Below are 17,664 nucleotides of genomic sequence, written 5' to 3'. Positions count from 1 at the left end.
GGTGGTTACTCGCCGGACACGTCGATCGGGATGTGGCGGAAGCCCACCAGCGTGACCTTGTGCGCCGAGCCGGCCGGCGGCACGTAGAGGGCGACGAGCTCGCGGTACCGGGTGCGCAGCCGGTTGGTCTCCTCCTCGCCGCCGAACAGGACCTGCTGCGCGGACGGGAGCGCATCCGTCTTGATCTTGGCACCCTCCTGGCCGACCGCGATCGTCTGGGTACCCGTGAGCCCGCCCAGCACCAGAGCGCCGCCGTCCGCGGTACGCACCGCACGCAGGCCGAGGCGCGGCTCGACCTCCGCGGCGAAGGAGTACCTGCCCTCGGTCTCCGCCCAGCCGGCGACCCCGGTCTGCGACTCCGCGATGGTGCGCAGGTCCCGCCGTAGCCGGTCGTCGGCGAACGCTCCAGCGCCCTTCGCCTCCGCGTCCTCGCTCAGCGCCTCCGCGTACCCCGCGAGCGCGTCCTGCGGCGACCGGACCAGCGACGTGCCGTCGTCCGGCGCCACGGCCGCGCTGCCCAGCTCAGGCTGCGCGAAGGGCGGCAGGCTCGCGCCCGGTACGAGGCTCACATAGCCCCAGAGCTTGTACTGCTCCCGGGCCGATCCCTGCTCGAACACCATGAGGGCAGGGGTGTGCGCGCCGTCCGGCTGGGCCTGCACCGCGTAGCTCGTCCGTGGCCAGCCCTGGTCGGACGGCAGCACTGTCTGCTGCGTCCGCATCGACAGGTCGGTGCGCCACTTCTCGTCGCCCGTGGCCTCGGCGAGGCGAAGCTCCGCCTGCCGCATCGACAGTGCGGGCCCCGTCATGCGAGCTCGTAGCCCGTCGACCGTCGACACCGTGTCGTGCTCGGCGATGGAGGCGGCGACCGACTCCAGGATCTTGCGTTCCTGTGGCTCGCTGACCACGGCCGCGATCATCGGGGCGTCCGGTGCGGGGGCCGGCGGTTCGACCGCGCAGCCGGCGAGCAGGACCGAGACGGCACCGGCCGCGGCGAGGCAGGCGGCACCCCGTCGTCGGGCCGGGGACGAGGCGTCGAGACGGCGCAAGGGTGGCCTCCGTGGATTCACGGGGGCCACCCTAGCGGCGGGACCACGGGTCGGTCGTCGAGGTGTCAGCCGTTCGAGACCGAGCTCGGGACGTGCTCGTAGCCGACCAGGCTGATCTCGTCCTTCGAGTCCTTGGGCGGCACGTACATCGCCACCATGTCCTTGTAGTTGACCTCGACCACGTTGCTGACGTCGGCGTCGCCCCAGAGCGCCTTGGTCGTCTTGGTCGGCGGGCCGATCTCGCAGCCCTCCTCCTTGGCCGTGATCGTCTCCTGGCTGACCATCGAGGCGACCACGAGGGCGCCGCCGTCAGCCGTGCGGACCGCCCGCACCGAGTCCTTGGTCGGTTCGTACTCGACCTTGAAGGAGCCATCGCACTCCTCCTTGTTGATGGCCTCGACCTGGAGCTTGCCGTAGTCCCGGAAGAACTGGCGCAGGTCGTCGTCGGCGAAGTTGTCGGCGTACTTCGACTTCTTGTCGACGGTGAGCACCGACGCGTACTGCTTGATCGCGTCCTTCGGCGTCACTTTCAGGCTCTCGTCGTCCTCCGGCACGGCGGGGCTGCCCAGGTCCGCCTCCGCGAACTGCGGCATGGTCACGCCCGGCAGCAGGCGCACCCAGCCCCACAGCTTGTACTGGTCACGCGCGGTGGCCTGGTTGAAGGCCATGAGCACCGGGGTGGTGAGGTCCTTGGGCTGCACGGTGATCGCGAAGCTGCTGCGCGGCCATTCCTGGTCCGACGGCAGGATCACCTGCTGCATCTCCATGCTCAGGTCCGTCAGCGGCTCCTTGTCGCCGCGGGCGTCGGCGACCTTCAGCTGGGTCTCGCGGATCGAGAGCGCGGGACCGTCCAGCCGGGCGGCGAGCTTGTCGGCATCCTTTGTCTTCTCGACCTTGCCGACGACCTCCGCCACCTTGTCAAGGATCTCGCGCTCCTGGGACTGGGTGACGACCGCCGCCGCGACAGGTGCCTCCGGCTTCGGCGTCGGGAGCTCCTCGGCACAGCCGGCGAGCAGACCCGTGGCGAGCACGGTTGCTACCACGGCCGTGGTGCGGGTCGTGGAGCGTTTCATCAGTTACCTCCGTCGTTCCCGGTGACGCCCCAGGTCTGGCGCCACGCCGCAGCTCGACTGCTGGGTGTCTGCGGCTGCTCAGCCTCGGGGGCGGGCTCGGGCTCTGGTTCGGACGCGGGCACGGTGGGCATCGCGCCTGTCGCGGCCCTGCGCTGCGCCTGGTCGCGCATACGCATCTCGCGCCGTGTCATCGGCTTGTCCGACGCCGCGGGTGCGGCGGGAGCTGCCTGGGCAGGGGCCGGTGCCTCCGGCGCCATCGGTGCCCGTGCTGGTGCGGCGCCGCCGAACGGCGTCGGCTGGGCCGGGGGCTGGGTGGGATCCGCGGGTGCGGCTCCGGAGCCCTGACCACGGCGGCGGCGGATCCCGCGGATGGACGCAGCCGGAGCGGCGACCGGGGCGGGAGCCGGTCCGGGAGCCGGCTCGGCGGCCGGTGGCGGAGTGATCGGGGCCGCGCCACCGAACGGGGCGGGCGCGCCCCAGGACCGCGACTGGTCCGGCTCGGGCTCGGGCGCGTTCCGGGCCGCCTGTCCGCGGCCCGGCAGCACCGGGCTCGCCGGCGGGAAGACCGCCGTACCGCCCTCGACCGGGTCGCCGAGCGCAGGGGGGAGCCCACCGCCGGGCTCGTGCCCCGACGGGCCCGACTGGTCGCCGTCGACCCCGAACACCGCGTCGCGACGCGGCAGCTCGGAGTCGGGCTGACGAGTACGGACCGCTGACGGCGTACGTCCCTTGCTACCGCGGTTCTTGTTACGGCGTGCGCCGATGGCGATGAAGACACCGATAATCAGCAGCAAGCCACCGCCCAGCACCCCCGGCCACAGGTACGGCGTGGTCACCGGACGCGGCCAGGTGAGCTCGAGAGTCGGCGCCTCAGCGTCCTTCCCGACGCCGGCGGCCAGCAGGACCACGCGGCCGGGCTCCTCGGTCCAGCGCAGGGAGACGGTGGTCTCGCCGCTCACCTCGGAGATCCACATGTCAGAGCCGGCAGGGTCGGGACCGGAAGCCGGCTTCTCGGCCGACGCGTCGGCCGTCTCCTCGCCGTCGGCCGCCCCCTCCTCGGTCGCCGGAGCGGTACCCGGTGCGACGCTCAGCGTCTCCCAGGAGGACAGGCCGGTCACCGAGTCGTAGGGGTCGTCCCCGACCCAGCCGAGCACGTCGACGTCGGACCCGAGCGCGAGCGTGACCTTCTGCCCCTCGGGGACAGTGGCTCGCACGGTCACCTGGTCGTCGACCAGGCCGAGCACGCCGGGCTCGGTCACGACCATGGTTCCGTCGCCGCTGGGGGTCGCGGTCGCTACGACCGTGTCGGACTCGCGCAGCACGGTCGCCGTCGCGACCCCGTAACCGATCCCGCCGAGGCCGGCGAGGATCAGGAGAGTCGCCAGAATGCGTTGCACCACCGATTCCCTTCGAATATTGGGCGCGTGCCCGTCGATCAGGTGGATGTTCCAGCATAGGGACCGAACGAGGAGCACTGTCCAATGACGGGCGTGCTTGTGCGGTTCAGTCGGGATTCTCACCCTTCCTTCACTGGGTGTGTCTGAACCGCCACCATGGTCCGGGGCCGCGTGAGCCAGCGGAGAGTATTCCATGCAATACGTACATTGCATCCGCTAGCGGGAGTATCCACATCCACGCAAGGCACGTATCCTGGGCGCCGGACGGGCCGTATATGCGGCGTCCGCAAGGGGGGAGCCTGACCCGCGCCTCACCAAGTCCCGACACTGGAGGTCTGCACCGTGTCCGACGAGCGCTCGCTCTTTCCGACTGCCATGCGCGGATACGACCGCGACCAGGTGCATGCGCACCTGGATCGACTGAACCACGCCCTTGAAGAGGCGCGTCGGCAGGTCGAGGCCTCCGACGGCCGCGCCATGCAGCTCACGCAGGACCTCACTGACGCCAAGCGCAACCTGCGAGAGACCGAGAAGCCGTCGTACGCCGGCCTCGGCTCCCGTATCGAGCTGCTGCTGCGTTCAGCCGAGGACCAGTCGACAGACATCATCAACCAGGCCAACCAGCAGGCCGCGGACATCATGGCACGGGCGAAGCTGTCCGGCGGACAGGTGCGGTCGCGCGCCGAGTCCGAGGTCGCCGAGATGCTCGCCAGCGCCCGCCGTGAGGCCGAGGAGATCCGCACCACCACGTCCGCGGAGGCGGAGGGCCACCTGCTCGCCGCCCAGCGCCGGGCCGAGGAGCTCGTCGGCTCCGCCGAGCGCGAGTCCGCACAGATCGCGAGCGCCATCAGCGCGGAGGAGAGCGAGCGCCGGGCCAGCCTGGAGCGCGAGCTCGGCACCCTGCGTTCCACGGTCGAGCGCGAGACCACCGAGCTGCGGGTGAACACCGAGCAGGAGGCCGCCCAGCTCCGCGCCAAGGCCAACACCGAGACCAGCGAGCAGCGCGAGAGCGCCGAGCGCGACGCCTCCGCGATGCTGGCCAGCGCACGCGCCGAGTCCGAGCAGATCCTCTCGGAGGCACGCCGCCAGGCGGCCGAGGCCGCCAACGCCGTGACCAGCGAGATGGAGGAGCTGCGCGAGCAGGCCCGTGCGGCGCTCGCCCAGGCCGAGCTCGACATCGTCAACCGCAAGGAGAGCGTCGAGAAGGAGCTCGCCGAGCGGCACGAGACGGCGAAGGCCGAGACGGCCAAGCTGGTCAGTACCGCGGAGGAGCACGCGGCGGAGGCAGAGAAGCGCGTCGCGGTGGCCCTGGAGCAGTCGGAGAAGATCCGCTCCGAGTCCGACGTCTACGTCAAGGACCTCGTTGCGGACGCCCGAAAGTCCGCGGACCGGATCGTGGCCGAGGCCAGGGAGTTCGCCGAGCAGACCATCGACGACGCCCGCGCCGAGGCCGAGTCGAGCCGGTCGGCCGCGCAGCACCAGCTCGAGGACCTGACGCGTCAGCACGACTCCATCAACTCCTACCTCGACGAGCTGCGCGGGATGCTCGGCACGCCGGCCACCCCGGGCGGTGCGCCGGCCACCCCGGGCGGCGGCCAGCCCCCGGTGCCCAGCCCGCCGGCCAAGCCGAAGGGCCTGTCGGGTGCGACCCCCGCACAGCAGGCCCGCTTCGCCGTCGTCGGTGACGGCACCGAGGCGGAGCCCGACGGCGCCGACTCAGCGGACGCGGACGGTTCGATGCCCGCGTCGATCCCGCCGAGCCACCCGACGCCGGTGCCCGTCGGTACCGCCACGGTCGTCATCCCGTCGGTCAAGGGCACCAAGGCGAGCACCAAGGCCGGCCAGAACACCACCGACTCGTCGTCCTCCCCCGCAGAGGACGACGACGCCGAGGAGCCGGTCTCCGAGAAGGCCGGCGCGTCCAGCTGACCCTGCCGGGGTAGTCGTCCAGCGAGGTAGTCGCTCAGCTCGCGCTGGGTGACTACCTCGCTGGATGACGACGCCTCCAGATCACCTCGGCACGCTCGTCAGTGGTGGGCGACCACCTGGGCGTGCAGCAGGCCGAGCGCCGCGGCGACCGCCTGCGGATCCTCGACGACGCTCAGGTGGCCCGTGCCGGGCACGAGCGTGAGCGCGGCGTCCCCGCCGGAGAAGACAGAGGGCGCCCCGGCGGCCCAGACCATGTGCTCGGCCTCGGCCAGCGGTGCGATGGAGTCCTCGGTGCCCACCACGACGGCGACCGGTGCGTCGAACTGCTCGAGCACCGCCGTCCGGTCAGGCCGGGTCGCCATCGCCCGCTGTGCCCACGCGACGCCAGCGGGCGACTGCGCACGGATCCACGAGTCCAGCACGGGAAACAGGTGCCGTCGACGCTCCGTGCTCGTGCGGCCGACCAGGTCGGCGGGCATGCCGAGCACTGCGCCGAGCGTCTGGTCGGACTCCACCGCGGCGGCGATCCGGAGGCGCTTGGCGCGCGCTTCCGCGGTGTCCGCGGTGGACTTGGTGTTGACGAGCCCGAGACCGGCGACGAACCCCGGGTGCCGCTCAGCGAGGGCGAGTGCGACGTACCCGCCCATCGAGTGCCCGACGACCACGGCGTTGCCCTCGCCACCGGCGACCATGGTCCGGTAGACCCAGTCGGCGGCGTGCTCGACGCTGGGCTGGAAACCGTCCAGGTCGCTGTGCCCCGCTCCCGGCAGGTCGACGCCGATGGCACGGATGCCCGGCGGCAGGTGCTCGGCGCAGGCCGCCCACATGCGGTGGTCGAGCGGGAAGCCGTGCAGCAGCACGAGCGGCACTCCACCGCCGTCGTGCAGCGTGAAGGTGGCCAGGGCTGATGAGGTCATCGTCGTCCTCCTTGTGGGTGGTGAGTGCTCAGGAATCGCCGAGCGGTCCGTCCCAGTGCGTCGGCAGCGGTAGCGGGTGGTCGGGCAGCACGTGCGCGACGATCTCGTTCAGCGCGCGGGCGACGGCGGGCTCGCCGACCCAGAGGTGCTTCGCCCCGTCGACGCCGATTACCTCGGCCTGCGGGATGCGCGCGAAACGCTTGCGGGCCTCGTCGGGGCGGAGGTAGTCGTCGAGCTCCGGCACCAGGACGACGAGCGGCTTGCCGAACGCCGCCCAGCGGTCCAGGTCCTCGTCGGTCGCGCGGTGCAGCGGCGGCGACAGGAGGATCGCCCCCTCGATGCTCGGGTCGGCGCCGTGCTTGAGCACCAGCTCGGTGCCGAACGACCAGCCGACCAGCCACGGGCGGGGTAGCCCGCGGAACTCGGCGAGCTCGATCGCGGCGGCGACGTCGTAGCGTTCCGCGTCGCCGCCGTCGAACGTGCCCTCGCTCGTGCCCCGGGGTGACGAGGTGCCGCGGGTGTTGAACCGCAGTACCGCGAGGTTCGCCAGCGCAGGCAGGCGCCAGGCCGCCTTGCGGTACACGTGCGAATCCATGAATCCGCCGTGCGTCGGCAGCGGGTGGAACGTCAGCAGGGTGGCCGACGGCTCGCTGTCCGCGGGCAGCGACAGGTCGCCGACGAGGGTCAGGCCGTCAGCGGTATGCAGCTCGACGTCCTCGCGCTGCGCGGGGAGGACGGTGAGCGAGCGGATCTGGTGGGTCGTCTGGCCGGAGGCCTCGTCCGGCGTCGCTTCAGTGGTCATCGGTCCCATTCTCTCCCTCGTCGCCGCCGGTGGGCTCAACGCAGGTTGGCGCGGCGCTGCCAGCAGCTGTTGTGCCAGTGCCGACGGCCGTCCAGACCGGCATCGGGTCCGCCGATCCCGTCCGTCTGCCAGGCGACGACGTGCGCGGTGCCTGGCGTGACCTCCTGGCGGCAGGCCGGGCAGACGTAGGTCTTGTCCGACGACCGGATCCGCTGAACCACCCACTCGCCGTCGGCCGCGGACTCGCTGCGGCGGCCTCCCGTCGCCCGATCAAGATCGAGAGGGACGTGGTCCGCGGCATACGGACGCTTGCTGGAGCGGCGCTTCGACGGCATGGCATCTATTCTTCCGCAGGGCGGAGCTGATGGCTCGATCCTGCCCGAACCTGCCCAGAACCTGGGAGCCGCACTCATTTCCGCCCGCTAGAGTGTGGCGGTCCCCAGCAAGGCGAAAACCCGACCGAAGGACTACTCGTGAAGCACCGCACCACTGCCGGCCTGGCAGCCGTCGCGCTGGCATCCATCGCGCTCACCGGCTGCGCAAGCGGCGACGATACCGCGGACGGCAGTGCTGCCGCCTCCAACGGAAACGTCTGCGAGGTGACGCCGGCCGCTGAGCCGTCGCCCGCGCCGAGCCCGTCCGACGCGGACGTCAAGGCCGTCGAAGCGATCGAGGTCTCCGGCCCGGTCGGCAAGGAGCCGAAGGTCTCCTTCAAGACGCCGCTCGAGGTCAGCGCTCCGACGTTCCGCGTGGTCGACGAGGGCACGGGCGAGGAGCTCAAGGAGAAGGACCAGGTCACCATCGACTACGTGGTCATCGCGGGCAAGGACGGCTCGCAGGCCGCTTCCACCTGGAAGACCAAGGAGCCCGAGACGTTCGAGCTCGGTGACGCGCAGTACGACCTCCTGAACGACAAGCTCATCGGCCAGAAGGTCGGCGCGCGACTGCTCATGGCCAGCACCGCGATGGACCAGTCCATCCAGGTCACGATGGTCGAGGTCGCCAAGGTCGAGGCTCCCAAGGAGATCCCGACCCGCGCGGAGGGCACCGAGGTCGCGCCGAAGGAGGGCCTGCCCACCGTCGAGCTCGCCGACGACGGCCAGCCGACCGTCACCATCCCCGAGGGCTTCGAGGAGCCCACGGACCTCGTGGTGCAGCCCCTCATCGAGGGCGACGGCGCCGAGGTCACCAAGGAGCAGACGGTCACCGTCCAGTACGCGGGCTGCCTGCTCGACGGCACGTCGTTCGACTCCTCCTGGAGCCGCGGCACCCCGACCTCGTTCCCGCTCAACGGCGTGATCCCGGGCTGGACCAACGGCATCGCCGGCCAGAAGGTCGGCAGCCAGGTGCTGCTCGTCGTCCCGGCGGACCAGGGCTACGGCGACCAGGCGAACGGCGCCATCCCCGCGAACTCGACGCTCGTGTTCGTCGTCGACATCCTCGAGGCGAAGGCCGCTTGACCCGCTCGGCCGGCCCGCCCAGCGGACCGGCTGAGATCTAGCGCACTCGACGTGCGCATCGCCGCTGGTCACGGCATAGACGTGGCGGGTACCCAAGCCGGGTGCCCGCCACGTCTCGTAGTGTCTTCCCATGACGTCGACAGACCTCCCGACCGCTGAGTCCGTTCCTGTGCCGGAGCGCGAGGTGCTCACCTGGGAGACCTTCCCCGATGCGGTGCGCGACCTGGCACACAAGGTGGTGGACAGCGGATTCGTGCCCGAGGTGGTGATCGCCGTCGCGCGGGGCGGCCTGGTCCCCGGCGGTGCCATGGCCTACGCGCTCGGCACCAAGGGCGTCGGCACGCTGAACGTCGAGTTCTACACGGACATCGGCAAGACGCTGGACGACCCCCGCGTGCTGCCTCCCCTCATGGACACGTCCGAGCTTCCCGGCGCCAAGGTGCTGGTGGTGGACGACGTCGCCGACTCCGGCCGCACCCTGGCGCTCGTCATGGACCTCCTGGAGAAGCAGGGCGCCGAGGCCCGATCGGCTGTGCTGTTCACCAAGCCGCGCACGATCATCCAGCCCGACTACTCCTGGAAGGACACCGACCTGTGGATCACCTTCCCGTGGTCCGCCGAGCCTCCGGTGACCGGCGCGAAGTCGATCGACGCGTGACCCGCTGAACGCCCGCGTGCACGCCCAGACCCACGAGGCACGTCACCAGTACGCCAAGGGCCAGTCCTGAGGCGACGTCGTGCACGTAGTGGACCCCTGCTGCAACGCGGGCGCCGGCGACGGCGAGCGCGAGAGGTACGACCGCGAGCCAGAGCCGGGGCGCGACGAGCAGGCACGCCACCGCAAGGGCTCCCGCGATGGTCGAGTGGTTGCTGGGCCAGGACCAGTCGCCCGGCGCCGGGCAGGTCAGGACCGTGGCGACGTCGACGACGCGGCACGGCCGTTCCTCCGTGACCACGAGCTTCACCACCTCGCTCACCGCGTACGCGCTGAGCGTGCCGACCCCGGCGGCGGAGAGCAGCACGAGTCGGGAGCGGTCGCGAAGCCACGTGAACAGCGCGAGGCAGGCTGTGATCGCGACGAGCACCAGCAGGCCCTTGTCGGCGACCAGCCCCGCGAAGCCCGCCAGCGGCGAGCGGGCGGTCTCCCCGGCGACGCCCTCGAAGAGGGTCTCGCGTGCGGGCCAGGCCAGGAGCGCGATGGCGGTCAGGCCAAGGACGGTGCTGAGTACCGGTGGCAGGGCGACCCGCGGGACAGGGCTCCTGCCCGGCGAGGCCGGACGATTCGCTGCTGGTGCGTGGCGTGTAGTGGTCATACCGAGAACGCTAGAAATCGTCGAGGCTGCGCGGATCTGGCGTAGGTCAGTCGCTGTCTATGACCCCGGTCCTACTGCCCGCTCGCGAAGATCAGACCTGGGCGGGAAGCGCGCACCATCACCCGTCGGCGACGATGGTCGGGTGACCCAGCCGTCCCAGATCGTCTCTACCGAGCACACCGCTCGGAGCGCCGCCGTGCGGCCCGCCCACGTGCTCGTCGCTGTCGCGTTCGCGGTGCTGCTGGTGCTCGCGGGTGTCAGCCCCTGGTGGATGCTCGTGCTGGCCGCCGCCGCCGCGCCCCTCGGGCTGTCTCGGGGTGGTGCTCGGCTGGGCGTGGTCGCCATGGCCGTCGCGGCGGGAGCCGGCGCCGTTGTGATCCTGGCCGGCTGGGCGGACCTGCGTGACGTGCTCGTCGCCGTCGCACGCGGTGTCGTCACCGGGGTGCTGCCCTGGTCCGTGGCCATCGCGTGGCGCGCCCGCCGGGCCGGCGAGGCCGACGCGGCGATGGCGCTCCTCCGGGAGCAGGACGCCCAGCGAATGCGCGCCGAGACGGACCTCGCCCGGCAGCGCCTGCACCTCGCCGAGAGCCTGCACGACGACCTGGGACACGCCCTCAGCCTCGTCGCGGTCAACCTCGGCCGGCTCGAGCTCGAGCTGGAGCGGAGCACGGAGCCCCACGACCAGCCTGGCGCCGCATCCGCGCGGGAGTCCGTCGGGCTGGCCCGACGCCAGGTCTCGGACGCGGTCGCCCGCCTGGGCGCGTCCGTCCAGACCCTTCGTACCGGCCTGGCCGACGGCACCCCTGCGGCGACGGTTCAGGCGGACCTCGACGCACTCGTGCGCGACGCACGCGCTGCGGGTGCCGACGTCGAGCTCACGGGATCGCCCGGCCGTGACCGCCTGGCGCGCTTCGGTCCCGCCGTCGTCCGAGTGGTCCAGGAAGGGCTGACGAATGCGCTCAAGCACGCCGAGGGCCAGCCGGTCCGCGTCGCGCTGGCCGCGGGGCCCGAACGGCTCGTCGTGACGGTGCGCAGTCCCCTGCCCGGTCCTGTGGACGTGGACCTGGCTCTGCCCGGCCCTGCGGACGAGGCAATGCCAGGCGGTGAACGGGCTGCCCCGGTCGGCGGCACGGGCCTCCGGTCGCTGACCGAGCACGTGCGTGCCGCAGGCGGATCGGTCCAGGCGGGCCCCGACGACGGCGACTTCGTGCTGCGCGCCGAGCTGCGCCCCGTGTCCGAGGATCTGGCGGGCACCCCGAGCAGTGCGCCGGACGGACACGGTGGTGGTGCCGCGCCGCGGTCCCTGGACGACGCGACGAGCCAGGGGACGAAGATCCGGGACACGACGGCCTCGGGCACGACCTCCCCCGGTGGGACGGTCAGGGATGCGCGCACAGTCACCCACGGGCTGACCCGCGCACGCCGTCGCGGCGGGGCGCTGCTGCTGGCAGCGGTGCTCGTGCCGACCGCCGCACTGGTCGCGGTGGCGGCAGCGATCCAGGTCGCGGACCACCTGGACGCACGACGCGCGCTGATCGACCCGGCGACCTTCGCGCGCATCTCGGTCGGCGACGCTCGGTCGCACGTTCAGCCGCTGCTTCCTACGGCCACCCTCGACCCGCCCCCGGGCGCTGACCCGTCGTGCGACTACTACTCTGTCACGGTGGACTCGCTGGATGACGCGTCCGGTGACGCCTATCGGATCTGCTGGGCGGGCGACCGCGTCTCCTCGGCAGACCTCGTGGTCGGCGGAGCGCAATGAACGGGCCGGATGCCTCCGGGGCGCTCCGGGTGGTCCTCGCCGACGACGAGCCCCTGGTCCGCGCGGGACTCGCCGGGATCCTCCAGACGGATGACGGCGTGCGCGTGATCGCCCAGGCGTCGTCAGGTCAGGAGGCGCTGGCCGCGGTGCGGGCGCACCGGCCGGACGTCGTGCTGCTTGACGTGCGCATGGGGACGATGGGCGGCCTCGAGGCTCTCGCGGAGATCCGACGCACCGCCGGTCCCCTGCCATGTCTCATGGTCACCACGTTCGGTGAGGACGAGTACGTCGCGGAGGCGATCCGGCTGGGCGCCGACGGGTTCGTGCTGAAGGCGGGCGATCCGCGCGAGCTGCTGTTCGCGGTGCACGCCGCGGCGTCGGGCGGTGCCTACTTCTCGCCCGCCGTATCGCGGCGGCTGCTGCAGACGGGGCTCGGTACCCGGTTCGTCGCACAGCAGGACGCCAGGGAGCGGTTCGAGCGCCTCACCCCGCGTGAGCAGGAGGTGCTGGCGCTGATGGGCGACGGCCTGCCGAACCCCGAGATCGCGGATCGCCTCCACCTCGCGGAGGGCACGGTCAAGGTGCACGTCACCTCGATCCTGCGGACGACGGGCGCCCGCAACCGGGTGGAGGCGGCGCTGATCGCGGCGCACGCACGGACGCCGGGGTGACTACCTAATCACCAGGGTGCTCGTTTCGACCGCGGTCGAAATGGATTGAGTGTCAGGTCCTGCGGTACGACAGTGGCCTACGGGAGGAATCACATGTCCGACTCACTAGCGGTCGAGGCGCGCGGCCTCGTCAAGCATTTCACCAGTCGCAAGTCCGTCACCAAAGCGGTCGACGGCATCGACCTCTCGATCGCGGAAGGCAGCGTCTTCGGTCTGCTCGGCCCCAACGGTGCGGGCAAGACCACGGTGGTCCGGATGCTCGCCACCCTGCTGCGGCCCGACGCCGGCACCGCCAGCGTGCTGGGGCACGACGTGGTGCACGACGCAGACGCCGTGCGCTCCGCCGTCGGCCTGACCGGGCAGTACGCCTCCGTGGACGAGGACCTGACCGGTACCGAGAACCTGCTCATGCTCGCCAGGCTGTACGGGTTCGCGCCCGACGCCGCACGACGGCGGGTCCAAGGCCTGCTGGAGGCGTTCGACCTGGCCGACGCCGGAGGCCGGCAGGTCAAGACCTACTCCGGCGGCATGCACCGGCGCATCGACCTCGCCGCCTCGCTGGTGCTCGCGCCGCGCGTACTGTTCCTGGACGAGCCGACCACGGGCCTGGACCCGCGCAGCCGCAACCAGGTGTGGGACATCGTTCGCGTGCTCGTCGACGACGGCACCACCGTGCTGCTCACCACCCAGTACCTGGACGAGGCGGACCAGCTCGCGGACCGCATCGCCGTCGTCGACCGCGGACGCACCATCGCCGAGGGAACCTCGAGCGAGCTCAAGCGCTCGGTCGGCGAGGGAGCTGTGCACCTCCGCGTCGCCGAGGTGGCCGACCGCGCCCTGGCGGCCGAGATCGCTGAACGCGTGCTCGGCGCCGAGGTCACCTTCGACTCCGACCCGCACGCCATCGCCGCCCGCGTGCCTGACGACGGTGCCGACGCAGTGCCCGGTCTGCTGCCGGCCCTGGCCGAGGCTGGGATCAGCGTGCCGGAGTTCAGCTTGGGCCAGCCGAGCCTCGACGAGGTGTTCCTCGCTCTCACCGGCCAGCCGCTGCCCGACGACACGGAACCGGGCGCAGAGGGTGCCATCACCAAGTCCGGCGCCCGTGAGTCGACGGAGGCGCCCCGATGACCAGTACCTTGCGTGACGCTGTCGCCCTCACTGAGCGGCCCTCCCGGCCCTCACCCCTGTCGACCACGCTGACGTTCGGCTGGCGTGCGCTGCTCAAGATCAAGCACGTCCCTGAGCAGCTGTTCGACGTGCTGGTCTCCCCCATCATCTTCACGCTGATGTTCACGTACCTGTTCGGCGGGGCGCTGGCCGGCTCCACGCAGGCGTACATCCAGTTCCTGCTGCCCGGCATCCTCGTGCAGACCATCCTGTTCGTGACCATCTACACGGGCTACACGCTCAACACCGACATCTCCAAGGGTGTGTTCGACCGGTTCCGCTCGCTGCCCATCTGGCGGCCGTCGCCCGTTGTGGGCGCGTTACTGGGCGACACCGTGCGCTACACGATCGCGTCGGTCATCACCATCACTCTGGGGCTGCTGCTGGGATTCCGGCCCGACGGCGGCTTCCTGGGCGTGCTGCTCGGCGTGCTGCTCCTGCTGGTGTTCGCGTTCGCGCTGAGCTGGACCTTCATCATCCTCGGGCTCCTGGTGCGCTCACCCAACGCCGTGATGGGCGTGTCGATGATGGTGCTGATGCCGCTCACGTTCGCCTCGAACGTCTTCGTGGACCCGGCCACCATGCCATCCGGCCTGCGCGCGTTCGTCGACGTCAACCCGGTGAGCCACCTGGTCACCGCGGTGCGCGGCCTGATGGCGGGCAACCCCGACACCGCAGAGATCGTGTGGGTCCTGATCGCGTCGGTGGTTCTGACGGCGGTGCTGGGGCCGATCGCGATGCGGATCTACCGCACCAGGACCTGAGGACCGCCGTCCGTGGGCGGCACGCGCAGCCCGTTCAGCAGGCGGGTGATGACGCCGTCGGCCTCGTAGTGAGGGAGCTGAGGAGCCGGTACGAGAAGAGGCCCGGAACCGCAGGATTCTGGGGTTCCGGGCCTCTCACACCAGGCCTGCCGGGCTACCGGACTTCCTGAGGAATCTCAGAAGTCCCAGTCGTCGTCCTCGGTCTCCACGGCCTTGCCGATCACGTACGACGAGCCCGACCCTGAGAAGAAGTCGTGGTTCTCGTCCGCGTTCGGCGACAGCGCCGCGAGGATCGCCGGGTTGACGTCGGTGTCCTCCTTGGGGAACAGCGCCTCGTAGCCCAGGTTCATCAGGGCCTTGTTGCCGTTGTACCGCAGGAACTTCTTGACGTCCTCGGTCAGCCCCAGCTCGCCGTAGAGCGAGTCGGTGTACTCGACCTCGTTCTCGTACAGCTCGAAGAGGAGGTCGAACGTGTACGCCTTGAGGTCGTCCTGCTCGGGCTGCGTGAGCTGCGCGAGGCCCTTCTGGTACTTGTAGCCGATGTAGTACCCGTGCACCGCCTCGTCACGGATGATGAGGCGGATCAGGTCGGCCGTGTTCGTGAGCTTCGCCCTCGAGGACCAGTACATCGGCGCGTAGAAGCCGGAGTAGAACAGGAACGACTCGAGCATCGTCGAGGCGACCTTGCGCTTCAGCGGGTCGTCGCCCCGGTAGTAGTTGAGAACGATCTCTGCCTTCTTCTGCAGGTTCTCGTTGTTCTCCGACCACTCGAAGGCGTCGTCGATCTCCGGCGTCGACAGCAGCGTGGAGAAGATCGACGAGTAGCTCTTCGCGTGCACGCTCTCCATGAAGGCGATGTTGGTGTACACCGCCTCCTCGTGCGGGGTGAGCGAGTCCGGGATCAGCGACACCGCTCCGACCGTGCCCTGGATCGTGTCGAGGAGGGTCAGGCCGGTGAACACCCGCGAGGTCATGGTCTTCTCGTGCTCCGAGAGGGTGTTCCACGACTGGATGTCGTTGGAGACCGGGACCTTCTCGGGCAGCCAGAAGTTACCGACCAGACGGTCCCAGACCTCGGCGTCCTTCTCGTCCTCGAGGCGGTTCCAGTTGATCGCGGTCACGCGATCGATGAGCTTGAGCTTGCCAGTTGGCGACATGGGAGTTCCTTCAGGTGCGGCGGAGCGCGCAGTTCGTAACGTACGGGTGAGCCTGACGTTGCGGGTACGTCACAGCATGCAGGAAACGCAGTCCTCCACGGACGTGCCCTCAAGAGCAAGCTGACGCAGACGGATGTAGTACAGGGTCTTGATGCCCTTGCGCCATGCGTAGATCTGCGCCTTGTTGACGTCACGCGTGGTGACAGTGTCCTTGAAGAACAGCGTGAGGCTCAGACCCTGGTCCACGTGCTGCGTCGCCGCGGCGTACGTGTCGATGATCTTCTCGTAGCCGATCTCGTACGCGTCCTGGTAGTAGTCCAGGTTGTCGTTCGTCATGTACGGCGCCGGGTAGTAGACGCGGCCGAGCTTGCCTTCCTTGCGGATCTCGATCTTGGCCGGGACCGGGTGGATCGACGACGTCGAGTTGTTGATGTAGCTGATCGAACCCGTGGGCGGCACGGCCTGGAGGTTCTGGTTGTAGATGCCGTGCTCCATGACCGAGGCCCGCAGCTCGCGCCAGTCGTCCTGCGTCGGGATGGACACCCCGGCGTCGGCGAAGAGACGCGCTACACGCTCCGTGGCCGGCTTCCACTCCTGCTCGACGTACTTGTCGAAGTACTCGCCCGTCGCGTACTTCGAGTCCTCGAAACCACCGAACTTCTGCTTGCGCGCGATCGACAGGCGGTTGGACGCCGCGATCGCGTGGTAGGCCACGGTGTAGAAGTAGATGTTCGTGAAGTCGATGCCCTCGTCCGAGCCGTAGTAGATGCGCTCACGGGCGAGGTAGCCGTGCAGGTTCATCTGGCCGAGGCCGATAGCGTGGCCCATCTCGTTCGCCCGCTTGATCGACGGGACCGACTCGATGGCGGTCTGGTCGCTCACGGCGGTCAGGGCGCGGATCGCGGTGTCGATGGTGCGGCCGAAGTTCGGCGAGTCCATCGCCTTGGCGATGTTCAGCGAACCCAGGTTGCAGGAGATGTCCCGTCCGACCTCGCTGTACGAGAGGTCCTCGTTGAACGTCGACGGGGTGGAGACCTGCAGGATCTCGGAGCACAGGTTCGAGTGCGTGATGCGGCCCTTGATCGGGTTCGCCGCATTCACCGTGTCCTCGAACATGATGTACGGGTAACCGGACTCGAACTGCAGCTCGGCGACCGTCTGGAAGAAGTCGCGTGCCTTGATCGTGGTCTTGCGGATCCGGTCGTCCGCGACGAGCTCGTCGTACTTCTCCGAGATGGAGATGTCGGCGAACGGCACACCGTAGATGCGCTCGACGTCGTACGGGCTGAACAGGTGCATGTCCGCGTTCTTCTTGGCCAGCTCGAACGTGATGTCCGGGATGACCACGCCGAGCGAGAGCGTCTTGATGCGGATCTTCTCGTCCGCGTTCTCCCGCTTGGTGTCGAGGAACCGCATGATGTCGGGGTGGTGGGCGTGCAGGTACACGGCACCGGCACCCTGACGCGCGCCGAGCTGGTTGGCGTAGGAGAAGGAGTCCTCCAGGAGCTTCATCACGGGGATGACGCCGGAGGACTGGTTCTCGATGTGCTTGATCGGCGCGCCGTGCTCGCGGATGTTGCTCAGGAGCAGGGCGACGCCGCCGCCGCGCTTGGAGAGCTGCAGCGCGGAGTTGATGCTGCGCGCGATCGACTCCATGTTGTCCTCGATGCGCAGCAGGAAGCAGGACACGGGCTCGCCGCGCTGCGCCTTGCCGACGTTGAGGAAGGTGGGGGTCGCCGGCTGGAACCGCCCGGAGATGACCTCCTCGACGATGTCGCGCGCCGTCTGCTCGTCACCGTCGGCCAGACCGAGGGCCACCATGGCGACACGGTCCTCGAAGTGCTCCAGGTACTTCTTGCCGTCGAACGTCTTGAGCGTGTACGAGGTGTAGTACTTGAAGGCGCCGAGAAACGTCTCGAAGCGGAACTCCTTGGAGTACGCGAGCTGGAACAGCTCCTTGACGAACTCCCCGGAGTACTTCGCGAGCACGGCCGGGTCGTAGTACTTGGCCTCGACGAGGTGCTCGAGCTTCGCCTCGAGCGACTCGAACTCGACGGTGTTCGGGTTGACGTGCTGCAGGAAGTACTGGCGAGCCGCCTCGCGGTCCTTCTCGAACTGGATCTTCCCGTCCGGCCCGTACAGGTTCAGCATGGCGTTGAGCGAGTGGTAGTCCATCTGGAGGGACTCCAGGGGGATCTCGCTCACG

At 70.0% G+C, this 17,664-nt stretch carries 16 protein-coding genes; 7 read left to right on the top strand and 9 right to left on the bottom strand.

From position 1 onward, the window contains the following. Window positions 1-5: 5 nt before the first annotated feature. The 3 genes from AB0F40_RS11795 to AB0F40_RS11785 form a co-directional block, all read right to left on the bottom strand. On the bottom strand, window positions 6-1,046 hold the full coding sequence (locus tag AB0F40_RS11795; protein WP_357466989.1) for a hypothetical protein: 1,041 nt from the start codon (window positions 1,044-1,046) through the stop codon (window positions 6-8). Between the two features lie 65 nt (window positions 1,047-1,111). After that, window positions 1,112-2,119 carry a hypothetical protein gene (locus tag AB0F40_RS11790; RefSeq protein WP_357466986.1) on the bottom strand — a complete coding sequence of 336 codons (1,008 nt, stop codon included), beginning with the start codon at window positions 2,117-2,119 and terminating at the stop codon, window positions 1,112-1,114. Then, window positions 2,119-3,516 carry a hypothetical protein gene (locus AB0F40_RS11785; protein WP_357466983.1) on the bottom strand — a complete coding sequence of 466 codons (1,398 nt, stop codon included), beginning with the start codon at window positions 3,514-3,516 and terminating at the stop codon, window positions 2,119-2,121. Before AB0F40_RS11785 ends, AB0F40_RS11790 begins: the two co-directional genes overlap by 1 nt. Before the next feature lie 342 nt (window positions 3,517-3,858). Between AB0F40_RS11785 and AB0F40_RS11780 the strand changes: the two genes are divergently transcribed. Continuing rightward, window positions 3,859-5,445, top strand: a complete 1,587-nt coding sequence (locus AB0F40_RS11780) for a DivIVA domain-containing protein (protein ID WP_357466980.1) — start codon at window positions 3,859-3,861, stop codon at window positions 5,443-5,445. 98 nt (window positions 5,446-5,543) lie between these two features. Here the strand turns inward: AB0F40_RS11780 and AB0F40_RS11775 are convergent, their stop codons facing one another. The 3 genes from AB0F40_RS11775 to AB0F40_RS11765 are packed head-to-tail and all read right to left on the bottom strand — an operon-like array spanning window position 5,544 to window position 7,499. Continuing rightward, a complete protein-coding gene (locus AB0F40_RS11775) occupies window positions 5,544-6,362 on the bottom strand; it encodes an alpha/beta hydrolase (RefSeq protein ID WP_357466977.1) in 819 nt (272 codons plus the stop codon). 28 nt (window positions 6,363-6,390) lie between these two features. Continuing rightward, window positions 6,391-7,173, bottom strand: coding sequence for an alpha/beta hydrolase (locus tag AB0F40_RS11770; RefSeq protein WP_357466975.1), 783 nt, complete (start codon window positions 7,171-7,173; stop codon window positions 6,391-6,393). 26 nt (window positions 7,174-7,199) lie between these two features. After that, window positions 7,200-7,499: a hypothetical protein gene (locus AB0F40_RS11765; RefSeq protein WP_357466972.1), complete on the bottom strand. Its 300-nt coding sequence runs from the start codon at window positions 7,497-7,499 to the stop codon at window positions 7,200-7,202. Window positions 7,500-7,637: 138 nt separating this feature from the next. Between AB0F40_RS11765 and AB0F40_RS11760 the strand changes: the two genes are divergently transcribed. Both AB0F40_RS11760 and AB0F40_RS11755 read left to right on the top strand, forming a co-directional pair. Then, window positions 7,638-8,624: an FKBP-type peptidyl-prolyl cis-trans isomerase gene (locus AB0F40_RS11760; RefSeq protein WP_357466970.1), complete on the top strand. Its 987-nt coding sequence runs from the start codon at window positions 7,638-7,640 to the stop codon at window positions 8,622-8,624. A 130-nt stretch (window positions 8,625-8,754) separates the two neighbouring features. Continuing rightward, the gene (locus AB0F40_RS11755) at window positions 8,755-9,282 is read left to right on the top strand and encodes a phosphoribosyltransferase (RefSeq protein WP_357466967.1); all 528 of its coding nucleotides are present in this window, start codon (window positions 8,755-8,757) and stop codon (window positions 9,280-9,282) included. On the opposite strand, the gene AB0F40_RS11750 is transcribed toward AB0F40_RS11755, so the two are convergent. Continuing rightward, complete coding sequence (locus AB0F40_RS11750) at window positions 9,224-9,937, bottom strand: phosphatase PAP2 family protein (RefSeq protein WP_357466964.1); 714 nt, start codon at window positions 9,935-9,937, stop codon at window positions 9,224-9,226. The two genes, AB0F40_RS11755 and AB0F40_RS11750, sit on opposite strands and share 59 nt — an antisense overlap. A gap of 142 nt (window positions 9,938-10,079) precedes the next feature. Here AB0F40_RS11750 and AB0F40_RS11745 point away from each other — a divergent pair, with 142 nt between their 5' ends. The 4 genes from AB0F40_RS11745 (at window position 10,080) to AB0F40_RS11730 (ending at window position 14,301) form a co-directional block, all read left to right on the top strand. Further along, window positions 10,080-11,699, top strand: coding sequence for a histidine kinase (locus AB0F40_RS11745; protein WP_357466960.1), 1,620 nt, complete (start codon window positions 10,080-10,082; stop codon window positions 11,697-11,699). After that, window positions 11,696-12,370: a response regulator transcription factor gene (locus tag AB0F40_RS11740; RefSeq protein WP_357466957.1), complete on the top strand. Its 675-nt coding sequence runs from the start codon at window positions 11,696-11,698 to the stop codon at window positions 12,368-12,370. The genes AB0F40_RS11745 and AB0F40_RS11740 overlap by 4 nt, the downstream gene beginning before the upstream one ends. 93 nt (window positions 12,371-12,463) lie before the next feature. After that, entirely contained in the window at window positions 12,464-13,498 is a 1,035-nt protein-coding gene (locus AB0F40_RS11735; protein ID WP_357466954.1) for an ATP-binding cassette domain-containing protein, read from the top strand. Next, window positions 13,495-14,301, top strand: a complete 807-nt coding sequence (locus tag AB0F40_RS11730; RefSeq protein WP_357466951.1) for an ABC transporter permease — start codon at window positions 13,495-13,497, stop codon at window positions 14,299-14,301. Before AB0F40_RS11735 ends, AB0F40_RS11730 begins: the two co-directional genes overlap by 4 nt. Before the next feature lie 176 nt (window positions 14,302-14,477). On the opposite strand, the gene nrdF is transcribed toward AB0F40_RS11730, so the two are convergent. After that, window positions 14,478-15,458, bottom strand: coding sequence for a class 1b ribonucleoside-diphosphate reductase subunit beta (gene nrdF, locus AB0F40_RS11725; protein WP_357466948.1), 981 nt, complete (start codon window positions 15,456-15,458; stop codon window positions 14,478-14,480). A gap of 69 nt (window positions 15,459-15,527) precedes the next feature. Next, window positions 15,528-17,633 (bottom strand): class 1b ribonucleoside-diphosphate reductase subunit alpha, encoded by a 2,106-nt coding sequence (nrdE, locus tag AB0F40_RS11720; RefSeq protein ID WP_357467023.1) that lies wholly within the window; start codon window positions 17,631-17,633, stop codon window positions 15,528-15,530. Window positions 17,634-17,664: the final 31 nt, after the last annotated feature.

The sequence above is a fragment of the Promicromonospora sp. NPDC023987 genome (genome assembly GCF_040639055.1).
Classification (GTDB): Bacteria; Actinomycetota; Actinomycetes; order Actinomycetales; family Cellulomonadaceae; genus Promicromonospora.
Note: the sequence above shows the minus strand (reverse complement) of the source record. Positions and strands in the feature narration are given on the sequence as shown.